Raw genomic sequence first — 12,194 nt, forward strand, 5'->3', positions numbered from 1 at the left:
CCAACTAGATCTTTCGAAAACGTAGATACTTGGAAAGAAGGTTCTCATTTGGGATCGGTGAAGAATGAAGATCAGGGTAATAGAATTGAGATTTTAGATCAACTGCGTGGATTAGCTTTATTAGCTATTTTTTTAGTGAATATTTCTGGATTGGCTTCCATAGAGACGGAAAACCAATCTTCTATCAATGAATCACTCGATGCTTTGATGTCAATTTTACTGGAAGATAGCGCCAGGCCATTATTTGCATTTATGTTCGGAATCAGTCTTATTCTTATTTATGAAAGACTAAGCAAAAAAAATTTGAATCCATTCCCAACGTTATTCCGCAGATTGCTACTACTATTTATAATCGGGGCTCTCCATGGGTATTACATTTGGGCGGGCGACATCTTGCTTATGTATGCCATGGCTGGTTATGTACTTCTTTTTTTTATTAAGTTTCCAGCGAAGTGGTTGCTTACAATGGCTTTGTTTTCTTGGGTGGGATATACGATTGGAATGGATTTGCTAAATTATTATTTCCCCCATTCGTTTTCTCTAGACGAGTGGCTCAAGGACTTGCTGCTTGGACCGGGAGAATCTCCCACGGGGTCCGAATATCTCATTAATGAATTTTCTTCTATGGTAGAGCATTTGAGCTTTTTCTTATTTGGGATGTACACTTATCGTAAGGATTTACTTTCACAAGCAGTAGCACGGAGAAAGCGAATGTGGCTCCTATCTTTGGTTTTCCTTACTGTTGGTGTTTCCGGCAAAACGGCCCTTTATTATGAGGTTGATGCCCTTGTCATCACGCCTCTGGAAAGTTTTTATCCGTTTGTCGTAACCGTTGGAATCTTAATGGGCATTATTCTTTTAGGAACGAGCAGAACGACGACCCTATCAAATGCCTTGTTGCCATTTTCTACTGTTGGAAAAATGGCTTTCACCAATTACCTTTTGCAGTCGCTGGTATTCGTAAGTCTTTTTATGCACAGCGGGAGAACAATTTTTGAAAGGGTCGGAATTTGGATGGAACCAAGCTATATATTCGCCCTTTTTATAGGTATCATTTTATTTGTCGTACAAATGATTTTCAGCCACCTTTGGCTAAAAACGTTTTACTATGGCCCTTTTGAATGGTTTTGGAGAATGGGGACATATGGAAAGAAGGTTCCCTTAAGGAGGAAAACATAAATTTATATTCAAAACATGGCCTCCTGTCTAACATGAGGAAATCAACCAAAATGGATTACGTTCATTTCAAGTTAATAATTTCTGCTTTCACATGGAAGCATGGTTCTTCAACAATTCTTTCATCTACTGGTGTGGCCAGACGATCAAAATGAAGTAATACTCTTCGGCATCTGCTTTACCTAGTATGATATAGCCCCAAGCATTTAGAAAGCCTCTTGCTATAACAGCGAGAGGGCTTCTAACTGTGGAAGTAGCAGCAAAACGCGGGAATTGTAGGCTGGGGCTAATGAAGAGGAGGAGAGGAACAGCCCCAAGTCTAACGTTCAAGTTCCTCGTAGATATATTCTTGTATAACTTCAGCAACTGCGTCGGCACTGCGATAGACTTCTTCAAACGTGTTGTCCACCCCTCCAAATTCGATGGTCATCGAATTCGGTGATAAATCCTGATTATAAACTCCATCCACGCCAGCACCTCCGGAGGTCATGACTCCTCTGCTTAATCCCGGCCACCTTTCCTCCAGGCGGTGATGGATTTCTGTCGCCATTTCCAAGTTTTGTTCATAATCCGGATGGTCTTCCCCGATAACAAAAAATGTTCGAGCATAAACTTCCTCATTGATTGTCGCTGTAGAATGTTCTCGTTCTACAGAGTCCCGGTGAAGATCAAAGAAAAATTCAAGTTCATCATGTTTTTCTATGTCTTCCTCAAGAATCTCGCGAGACATCTCATATGATTGGCTGTAATCCCATCCTCGCTCATTTAATTTCTGTTGAATGTCATGATCAGAGACTTCTACAGGAAGTCCGTATTCGCGAAATTGATCGGCTAGATAGTTGCCAACCTGAACAATATTAATTTCTTGGTTGTTTGGATCGTCTCCCTCGATTTCGGGCAAAAAAGATTCACGGCTATGTGAATGTAAGAGATGAATGATCGGTTCCTCATCAGCAATCTCAGGGGGATCATCGTCTACTGTCCCCTCCCTTTCACCTCCATCAGTTTCGGGTTGTTCATATTGATGTTCCTCGGAAGGAGGGGGAGATTCCATAGCCATATTTGTAAAGTCAGTTCCTTGCCCAGCAATTACAAGCGTATTGTCAAAACCTGAGAAACCGGGAATCTCTCTTCCCAAAAATGTGCGTGGATCATTCAAGTTCATATTCGTGGCAAGCTCTATAACTGTTGTGGTCAAACTGGGGGTAGAAGTATCTTGCATTGCATCTAGATAATACCGGTTTTCAACCCCTAATAAATGAATAAACCAATCACTTTGTGCCTCTTTCGTCCAATCGTGAAGGACTGATGAAGAAAAGCGATGAGTATTATCCGCAGTCGTTAGCATAGCAATAATAAGAAAGGTCCCAACGATCAAAGCGACGGCTACCATAAAGATTGACTGAACATTCGATTTCGATACTGTGAAGGCATGTGAATAGTGATTTGGTCTGCGCAAGGGCCTGTCCCTCCTTACGCTACCATTCTATTGAGAATATGCTTTTACTAGAACGTGTCTAATGGTCCATTTTGGGGCGGACATCGCCGAAATTATAGAAGTTTTCAGATATTTAATCATTCGTTGACAATATGCCTGCAATTGTTTGGGAAAGATATGGGTGAATAAACCTTGAGGATTTCTCAAGAACGAGTACATTTCAAGTATTCCCCATACCTTTAGCTTCGTTTCTCCAAGGGGTCCAGGGGAATAGCCAGCGTATCCCCCGCGCAAAATGATAGAGGTATTAAGCCATTCCTGTGCCGATCATTATGATCGGCACAGGAATGGCTATATTCATAGATTATAATACATTTGTTGAAATGATTTTAGCGCATGTATCTGCTCTTGAATCGAGGCATTTGGAGCATAATCCCACCCTTTTGATTCAATAAAATCACTATATCTGCTTTGTAACCCAAATTGTTGTAGAGCCATTTGTAAATGAATATTCCTTACATTCTGTGCGTTCATACTTAAGGAAGAGTTAAAATTATCTTGAGCCATTGTCATTGCTGTATTACGTGCCTCAAAGGCAATATTTTGTTCATTCATATAAGAAAAGCTTTGTTTACATGGAATGTCGATAGGTTGCAGTTGATGTAACGCTGATACATCGACTTCCTCATTTCGTTCAGGATCCATCAACATTAGCATCACATCTGCGTGGTTACGCATAATTAAAACCTGCTCATAAATAATTTGCTGTAATTGTGGATTTTTCGCTAGGCAATAATAGGACTTTAATTTTCTAATAACATCCTGGTGTATATTCAAATGTTCAGATATTAAACCTAAATCAATCGATGTTAAAATCATTACTTGGCCCTCCTATCAATAAGTGATGACACTATGTCATTTATTTATGCTTGTTAATTAGGGAAAGTGACCATTTCAGAAAAATAGACATCAATTACTATATTCCGTCAAGAAGTAAAAATAATAGGGCATGGATCAGATTAGGGTGGGGTTCAAACATTTAGTTACCTATCACTCGGGTCGCCATATCGTGTTTCAAACATGAAAGGGCTGCCTCATAAGGTCATTCACCATTGGGACAGCCCTTTCGGTATCAGATTTAAAAAGGTTACAATCGAACGGTAGGGGTGTTGTCATGGACGCCTGGTTCTTGCAGAAATACCGTATGACATTCTTCTCAAGAACAAGATATTTCAAGCATTTTTCGATAAAGTGATAATCATTGATGAAGAACTTGAGAGCGCCCACTATGTCTTCAATCCCAGTTAATCTGATCCTTCTGTGTTATTGGAGGACATGAATTCCTGACAAGCATTCATCATCTTTTCACCCTCTGGGGAATTCATAGCATCCATCATCTCATTCATGCCATTTTCCATCATCATTCTATCCATCATACCGCCTTCACTTTGATCTCCAGCTGCCCATGTAATACCGATCGGACTTGCCACCAATAAAGCAGTAATAGCAAGTGATGGAATGAGTAAGAACTTTTTGTTTTTCATGCAGACTCCCTCCTTTAATCATCGACCTCAACATAAAAAATACCAAAAAATATGTAGAATCTTTGAAGACGCCAATGTGAAAGCAAAACGTATGTTCAGAAAATATATGGCTATCATCCTTTAAGGATAGGAAGTACACATCGATAAAATTGCATCACATCAAGTTTATAAATGTTATCCAAAATTTTTATAAACGTTTATAATTATCATTTACCTTTATAAACAAAAATCTTATAATAAATGATATAACAATGCCAATGGGGGTAGCGAATATGGTAGTTACATATGGGTACATACGAGTGAGTTCTAAAGATCAGAATGAACAGCGCCAGTTAAACAAAATGTTGGAAAGGGACGTTGAGGCACGACGCATTTTTGTTGACCGAGCGAGTGGGAAAAATTTCGAACGCCCCCAATACCAATTACTGCGCAAGGTTCTTAATGAAGAAGATATCATCTATATGGATGCGCTTGATCGTTTGGGACGTAACTATGATGAGGTCATTACGGAATGGAAATATATAACCAGAGAATTGAAAGCAGATATAGTCGTATTAGAAAATGAATCTTTATTTGACAGCCGTAAGTTCCGAGAAATGGGTGATATGGGACAATTAATGGAAGATCAATTTTTATCTTTGCTTTCATATGTTGCAGACCAAGAACGGAAGAAAATCCGTCAAAGACAAGCTGAAGGGATCGAAGTAGCTAAATCTCAAGGGAAACATTTAGGGCGTCCTTCAATCAATCTTTCTAATATAAGCAAGAGACAGCTACATGTTATAGAAGATAATTATCCAAAATGGAAAAACGGAGAAATAACCGGTGCTTGGTTTATGGAGGTATTAGAACTAAAGAAAAACACATTTTATAAAATCATGAAGGAATATAAAGAAGCAAACACCTGTTTTGGATAAAAAATTGATCAAAACAAGCTCTCAAGAATTACTCCGAAGTAGCTTTGTAAAAAAGTTTGATCATTTTCTGCTTGTGATATACAACAATCGCGACCGATCGTATTGTTGCACAGTGAGGACTTTTCAAATGAGCTTCTTTCATCTTCGCTAATAGCACTTTATAAAAGGGAAATTAAAGTGTTGAATGTGCCATTCGCATACATAATATATAAACCTAACCCTATGAACACGATCGGAACAATCCAACGTTCATACTTCTCAATTTTCTCCGAAATGTCATGATTTTACACCAATCAATTGAACAAACATCCAACTTCCTATGATGATCATCGCAAACATTAAATTCTTCTTGTTTGCCTGACCTGTTGCATGATGGTGAGACATTCCAGTACTCCCTTTCGATTTGTTAACTCAAAAGAGCTTGAAATTTATAAGGCCCCATGACTTAAATAAGCACCCACTCAACTCCCGCCGAATACAAACAACGTTATAGTGTAAATTAGAATTACACTACCTCCTCGAATATATACGCGCACACTAAACACATGAGATATCGACGTTTTCTCTTTGGGGTGTTTTCAGCAAACAAAAAAATGTCGCAGCCCAATTTGTGTTTAATATCATAATCATTCAATGTTTTACATGAAAATTAGGGCGTTAAGAACTTCCCTAACGCCCATCGTTTTATTCTTTTACCCGCAACAAACGTAGTCCATTTGCTGTCACAAGGAGCGTCGCCCCTAAATCCGCTAAGATCGCAATCCAAAGGGTTAACCATCCTGGTACCACTAATAAAAGCGCCAAGAACTTAATACCCAGAGAAAAACTGATGTTTTGTTTAATAATGCGCAACGCTCGGCGACTCAGTTTCATCGTATAGGGGAGTTTCTGTAAATCGTCCCCCATCAAGGCAACGTCGGCGGTTTCTAATGCGGTATCAGTACCCGCTCCCCCCATAGCTATGCCTACATTGGACGCAGCCAAGGCAGGGGCATCATTAACGCCATCTCCAACCATAGCTACTTTTCGATACTTTTCTCTAAATGCTTTAACATATGATAATTTATCTTCCGGTAAAAGGTTGGCTTGAACATCGGTCACACCCACTTGCTTACCAATGGCAGACGCCGTGTCTTGATGATCACCCGTCAGCATAATTGTTTGGTCAATACCGATGTCATGGAGTTTCGAGATGACTTCTTGGCTCGTGTCACGAACTTCATCAGCAACGGCAATCAAAGCTAATACAGACTGATCCGTCCCAACAAACATTCCTGTCTTCCCTTGCTTTTGAAGGCCTTCAAGGGAATGACGAATGTCCGGATCAATGACATATCCCAGCACATCTTCCCATAAACTTAGGTTCCCAACGTAGTACGTCGTCCCATCGATCGTACCTTTGATCCCTTTTCCTGTGATCGAAGTAAAATCATGAACCTCATGATGGTGGTAAGAAATGTTCGCTTGCTTGGCTTGATCGACGATGGCCGAAGCTAAAGGATGTTGGGATCGTGACTCTAACGCAGTGACTTTGGCTAATAGCTTATCTTCATTTCCCGGGTGAAAAAGGGAAAAATCCGTAACGACCGGAACCCCTTTGGTTAAGGTTCCTGTTTTATCAAAAGCGATCGCTTTTAACGACCCGGCTTCTTCTAAATAAGCGCCACCTTTAATTAAAACGCCATTCTTAGCCGCATTGCCAATGGCTGTAACGATGGAAACCGGGGTTGAAATCACAAGTGCACACGGACAAGCCACGACCAAAACAGCAAGCCCTTGATAAATCCATGCTTCCCAAGATGCTCCCATCACCAATGGCGGCAAAACTGCCACAAGCATAGCTAAAACCATAACGGCAGGTGTATAATACTTCGCAAATCGATCCACAAAAGCTTGGGCCGGCGCACGCTCCGCTTGTGCTTCTTCCACGAGATGGATCACTTTTGAAATGGTCGTATCTTCGACATGCTTGGTGACACGAACTTCCAGGAATCCTTCTTCATTCAATGTCCCCGCAAAAACCTCATCATCGAGTTTTTTTTCGACAGGAATAGACTCGCCGGTAACAGCTGCCTGATTTATCGAGGAATGACCGGATACAACAACGCCATCCATGGCCGCTTTTTGCCCCGGTTTGACAATCATGATGTCCCCAATCGCAATGTCGTCGACATGGATTTTCATCTCTTGCCCGTTTCGTTTAATAAGCGCTTCCTTGGGGGCAATATCCATGAGCGAACGAATGGATTGTCTAGCTCGATCCATGGAGAATCCCTCGAGTTCTTCACTAATGGCAAAAAGAATGACCACAAGGGCTCCTTCCGCCCATTCTCCGATAATGGCCGCCCCGATGACAGCCACAGTCATTAGCGTCTTCATATCAAATCGCAGGCGCATTAAATTCATAAGCCCAGTCTTAAAGAGGGTATAGCCCCCAACGACCATTGAAGTGGCATAAGCAAGCCAAGTGAGGAGGTTATCTCCACCATTGATGACTTGAGAGGCCACTCCAAAACCAAAAAAGAGGATGGCTAATATTACGGTTTGATATTTTTGGAAAAAGGATGGCTGACGGGTTGATTCCGATTCATCAGGTGCATGTTCTGATTGGACTTTCAAATTTTCAAAGGAACCGGCCTTCTCCAATTCCTCCTTCGTTGTGGAGCCGTAAACAGTGATCTTTGAAGCCCCAAAATTCACCTTTGCATCGTTCACCCCATCTAATCGTTGAACATTCTTTTCAAACGTATTGGCACAATTGGCACACGAAAAGCCTTGGACGCGGTAATCAGTTTTTTCGGTATGATCAGCCACGATGGACCTCCTCCCGGCCATGCGCCATAGCCGTTGCGATGAGTTCTGTGACATGGTGATCATCTAAGGAATAAAATACTAATTTCCCTTTCTTGCGGCTTTTCGCAATGCGTAAGTTTCTGAGGTGACGGAGATGATGAGAAGCCGTGGCCGTCGTTGTTCCGATAATATGGGCTACATCACAAACGCAGAGTTCAGTCTCTTGCGTTAATGTATAAGCTATTTTTAATCGTGTCTCATCAGATAACGCTTTAAAGATATCCCCTGTGAATGTAAAGGTTTCGGATTCGATGAGGGGAGATAATCGTTGAACCTTTTCTTCGTCATAACAAAAAACCTCACATTGATCTTGTTTTTCTTTCGTTTTCATATCCTTCACCTACATTCTAATAATCATTTGATTATAATACTATGCTTCATTTCATTAATTGTCAATTAATATTTGTATAACATCCCATATGAACAACATGACCAACTTACATATATACAAAAGAATCGACTGCCTCAGGATGAAGCAGCCGGATCAACCATTTCCATATAGTCTTGGACATTTTCTTCTGTCATTCCTCCAATATGCTCCAAGATCACCTCGCCATCCTCATTGATGAGGTAAGTGGCTGGAAGTTGACTGACCCCACAAGTACCATTATCAATTTTGTTTGGATGCCATTACTAGCATGGGGCCTTGGTGCTATTTTCCTCGCCGACTATCCTGCATTATGGTTAGGATGTATCATGTTCATGGTGACGCCATGTACAGACTGGTATTTAGTATTTACAAAAATCGTTAAAGGCAACATGTCATTATCGACCTCTGTATTACCCATCAATTTAATTCTGCAAGTGTTATTGATACCCGTGTATCTGTTTATCTTTGTAGGTACTATGGAATCTGTTTCCCTTTCAACCGTTATCGAAAGTGTAGTATTGGTTTTAGTCGTACCATTTGCAATCGCTCAATTATCGCGTTATTTATTAAAGAACAAGAAAAAACATTTTTAAACGATAAACTGATTCCCTTTTTCTCTTCGGCCCAAATTATTTTTTTGGCATTAGCTATTACAGTAATGTTTGCTTCAGAAGGATCTTATTTAATGAACAATCTAGAGGTCATTTTAATATTATTGATTCCAGTCGTGCTATTTTTTGTCATTAACGTTGTTGTCGCACAAACTGTTGGAAAAGCACTGAAGTTTTCTTATGAAGATACAGTGAGTCTAAGTCTAACCATAATTGCACGGAATTCCCCTATTGCTTTAGCGATCGTAATAGCAGCCTTTCCAGATCAACCACTCATTGCATTAGTCTTAGTCATTGGACCTCTCATTGAGCTGCCTATATTAGCTATTGTATCTCGAATCTTACTTTCATTCAGAGGGAAAAGAAGGAAATAAAGCAACCAATCCAAAGAGAGCTGTTTTTAAAGTTCTTTTTACTTTGCGATAATGTCTCTTAGTTTGCAGTCGTATTCCAGAATATGGCCTTTCCCAAAAGACCAGTGATATAAATTAACCTGCGCAACAAGATAATTTCGACACGTCATTATCAAACGCTAAGGCTGCGAGTTTCAATCCTTCAGCCATTGTTAAATAAGGCGCAAAGCTGTTTGTTAGGTCTTCAATAGTCAATCCAAATTGCACCGCCAAGGTCGCCCCATAAATGACATCACCTGCATTTTCGCTAACGATGTGCGCTCCAATCAATTTACGATTTTGGGCGTCAACGACCAGTTTATAAACCCCAGTTGTTTCGTAATTGACTAGGGCTCGTGGCACAGCGTCCAACGGAAGGACCGATGTTTTGACATCATAACCTTGTTCTTTTGCCTGTAGTTCTGTCAAGCCGACTGTAGCCATCGATGGGTTGGTAAAGGTGACACCGGGAACAAAGCGAGGGTCAATTTTGCGTTTCGTCAGGCCGAGCGCATTACTTGCCACAATTTCACCTTCATAAGCCGCAACGTAAACGAATTGTGGACCGAGAGTAACATCACCCGCGGCATATATTCGGTTAATGCTCGTTTGCAAATATTCGTTGGTCAACACTTCGCCTTTTTTGCCCGTTTTCACGCCTGTTGCTTCAAGATTTAAAGCCTTTGTGTTAGGCTTTCTTCCTGTTGCTATAAGGATTTGATCGGCTTCGATTACTTGTTCTTCACCGTTCACTTCAATATAAACGTTTTTCCTATTACCCTTTTGCTCTACTCTTAGATAAGTGGCTCCGGTGATCAGATTAAGTCCTTGCTCAGTTAAGGCTTCACCGATGGCTTCCGAAATTTCAGGATCATACATTTTAAATAGACGATCGCTTCTTTGCATAAGGGTGACTTCCGTTCCTAGATTGTGAAACATTTGGCCCAATTCCGTGGCGACATACCCAGAACCGATCACTGCCAAGCGTTTTGGCATCTCTTTTAATTCAAGTGCGGTTGTACTTGTTAAATAATCCACCTCACCCATCCTAGGGATGTCCGGAATGGCCGGAGGGGCCCCCGTTGCAATTAAAAAGCTTTTAGCTGTGATGCTTTGCCCATTCACTTGTATTGTCTTATCGTCTATAAATTCGGCTTCACCACGAATAAGGTTAAATCCATATTCATCAATCAGATCTATATATTTTTCTTGACGCATTTGATTAACCAATTCATCTTTTTGTTCGGTCAATTGGGCAGGTCAACCGGACCGGCACTCGTTTGAACCCCGTTAAATGGAGTGTTTTGGGCAACACCGTTGATTTCACCGGCACGAAGCATGGTTTTTGACGGTACACAACCGATGTTAACGCATGTTCCCCCGACTGTGCTTCGTTCCACCATGGCAACCTTCTCACCGTTTTCGCTAGCTTTGATGGCCGCAGAAAATGCCGCACCTCCCGAACCGATAATCAAAAAATCGTAATCTTCGTCATCACCTAAAATAGGTTTTTCCTGCGATTGTAAGATTTCAGCTTGTCCAGGTTGGTATTTGGCTTCATCAATGGCTTTTTTGGCCGTTTCAATTTCCACATTTTCGGGGAGTTCAAAGGTGACATCTCCTCGACGATAGTTGGCATCAATATGTTCCGCTCCGATTTTTTCAAGGGATACTGCAATATGTTCTTCACAGCCTGTACAGGTCATTCCCTGAATGTTTATACGAATATGATTCAATGTTTTTTCCACCTTTCTCAAAAATGTTTTCGTGCAGCTCGTACCACCTTATTTTTGCTCTCTAGTCCATATTCTACTTTTTCAAACGCTTGTCGGATTTCATTGTAATTGTAAAGCAGTTAAAAAATGCTTGCCATGGAAATACAGTTTTATCGGATGCTCCAGAGACTTTTCGATCTCCATTATTCCACTATAACCCTTTTCCAAGAGTGGGCTCAATTATTCCATTTGCACCCATTCGTATTATGAAAGGCCATCTTAAGTTTAGTATAGGTGCTAGCCAGTATAGACATAACTCCATATTACTGTTCAGGATTTCCATCCTTAAAAAGGCGCAATCCTTAATTAAAGGAAAGCGCCTGTGAAGTACGGTGCTGCAGATTAAAAACCGTAAATAGTAAATATGCACGCATTGTTCCCCTGTTGTGTGAATTATTTACCTAGTATTTCAGCTTCTAAAGTATCGAAATTAACCCCATTATTGCTGCAGCAATTCGCTAATTTCCCGTCAATAGCAACCGCTGGAACCGATTGAACCCCATACTCTTTAGCTTTATCTTCACATTCGTTGGTTTTACACTTCTCGTTCAAGTCATACACAACAACTTCATGATCGGAACTATATTGAGTAAGATCTTTGACTTGTTTTACAGTCTTTTCACAGATAGGGCAACCTGACGTAAATACTTCAACTAACTTTTTAGCCATCTTCAATATCTCCTTTAGAAAGGTTTTGGTCTTTAGGAACACCTAAACCTGTACTTTTTGCTGGTACTATTTCCTAATAATTTGTTTTCCTCATACCCTGCTATTACAAAGCCTATACCATCATCCAGAGTCAACATTACAGGACACTTTTATCTTTTCCATCCTTCTGACATTGTATCCGGATCCAATGATCACGTCTTTGAGCTTGTCCGTATTTGTTTTATCAGGATCAAAAACGACGAAAGCCAAATCTTGCGGTGGCGCTTCGACGACAAAATCCTGCACACCTTCTGCTTCTTTAAGTGCGCCCTCCACGAGGGTTTTGCACCCGGACGCACAATGCATACCGATCTTTTTCATCAATACGCCTTGCATATTCTCGGGAATATCCGGATACACTACCGGTTCTGGTTCTTCCAAACCAAAGAATTTTTTAAAAAAACCCATAT

9 protein-coding genes and 3 pseudogenes are annotated in these 12,194 nt (G+C 40.7%); 3 read left to right on the plus strand and 9 right to left on the minus strand.

From position 1 onward, the window contains the following. Nucleotides 1-57: 57 nt before the first annotated feature. Nucleotides 58-1,179, plus strand: coding sequence for a DUF418 domain-containing protein (locus ABDZ63_RS09560; protein ID WP_343783310.1), 1,122 nt, complete (start codon nt 58-60; stop codon nt 1,177-1,179). A 316-nt stretch (nt 1,180-1,495) separates the two neighbouring features. Here ABDZ63_RS09560 and spoIIP read toward each other — a convergent pair whose 3' ends face one another. From spoIIP to ABDZ63_RS09575, 3 genes are all read right to left on the minus strand, one after another. Further along, nucleotides 1,496-2,635, minus strand: coding sequence for a stage II sporulation protein P (gene spoIIP / locus ABDZ63_RS09565; protein WP_343783311.1), 1,140 nt, complete (start codon nt 2,633-2,635; stop codon nt 1,496-1,498). Nucleotides 2,636-2,971: 336 nt separating this feature from the next. Continuing rightward, entirely contained in the window at nt 2,972-3,493 is a 522-nt protein-coding gene (locus ABDZ63_RS09570; RefSeq protein ID WP_114374053.1) for a spore coat protein, read from the minus strand. Between the two features lie 425 nt (nt 3,494-3,918). Then, nucleotides 3,919-4,158 (minus strand): hypothetical protein, encoded by a 240-nt coding sequence (locus tag ABDZ63_RS09575; protein WP_114374049.1) that lies wholly within the window; start codon nt 4,156-4,158, stop codon nt 3,919-3,921. 272 nt (nt 4,159-4,430) lie between these two features. Between ABDZ63_RS09575 and ABDZ63_RS09580 the strand changes: the two genes are divergently transcribed. Continuing rightward, the gene (locus ABDZ63_RS09580) at nt 4,431-5,075 is read left to right on the plus strand and encodes a recombinase family protein (RefSeq protein ID WP_343783312.1); all 645 of its coding nucleotides are present in this window, start codon (nt 4,431-4,433) and stop codon (nt 5,073-5,075) included. A gap of 158 nt (nt 5,076-5,233) precedes the next feature. Here ABDZ63_RS09580 and ABDZ63_RS09585 read toward each other — a convergent pair. From ABDZ63_RS09585 to ABDZ63_RS09595, 3 genes and pseudogenes are all read right to left on the minus strand, one after another. Continuing rightward, nucleotides 5,234-5,350 (minus strand): annotated as a pseudogene (locus ABDZ63_RS09585) (cadmium resistance transporter); the annotation flags it as partial. A gap of 409 nt (nt 5,351-5,759) precedes the next feature. Beyond that, entirely contained in the window at nt 5,760-7,910 is a 2,151-nt protein-coding gene (locus ABDZ63_RS09590; protein WP_114374045.1) for a heavy metal translocating P-type ATPase, read from the minus strand. Beyond that, nucleotides 7,882-8,259 carry an ArsR/SmtB family transcription factor gene (locus tag ABDZ63_RS09595; RefSeq protein ID WP_114374043.1) on the minus strand — a complete coding sequence of 126 codons (378 nt, stop codon included), beginning with the start codon at nt 8,257-8,259 and terminating at the stop codon, nt 7,882-7,884. Before ABDZ63_RS09595 ends, ABDZ63_RS09590 begins: the two co-directional genes overlap by 29 nt. Before the next feature lie 266 nt (nt 8,260-8,525). On the opposite strand from ABDZ63_RS09595, the pseudogene ABDZ63_RS09600 reads away from it, so the two are divergent. After that, nucleotides 8,526-9,283, plus strand: a pseudogene (locus ABDZ63_RS09600) (arsenic resistance protein); the annotation flags it as partial. A gap of 114 nt (nt 9,284-9,397) precedes the next feature. Here the strand turns inward: ABDZ63_RS09600 and merA are convergent. From merA to ABDZ63_RS09615, 3 genes and pseudogenes are all read right to left on the minus strand, one after another. Further along, nucleotides 9,398-11,037: pseudogene (gene merA / locus ABDZ63_RS09605) on the minus strand (mercury(II) reductase). Nucleotides 11,038-11,469: 432 nt separating this feature from the next. Next, nucleotides 11,470-11,745, minus strand: coding sequence for a thioredoxin family protein (locus ABDZ63_RS09610; RefSeq protein WP_343783313.1), 276 nt, complete (start codon nt 11,743-11,745; stop codon nt 11,470-11,472). A gap of 120 nt (nt 11,746-11,865) precedes the next feature. After that, nucleotides 11,866-12,192 carry a heavy-metal-associated domain-containing protein gene (locus ABDZ63_RS09615; RefSeq protein WP_343783314.1) on the minus strand — a complete coding sequence of 109 codons (327 nt, stop codon included), beginning with the start codon at nt 12,190-12,192 and terminating at the stop codon, nt 11,866-11,868. Nucleotides 12,193-12,194: the final 2 nt, after the last annotated feature.

The sequence above is a fragment of the Alkalibacillus silvisoli genome (assembly GCF_039521975.1).
Lineage (GTDB): Bacteria > Bacillota > Bacilli > Bacillales > Alkalibacillaceae > Alkalibacillus > Alkalibacillus silvisoli.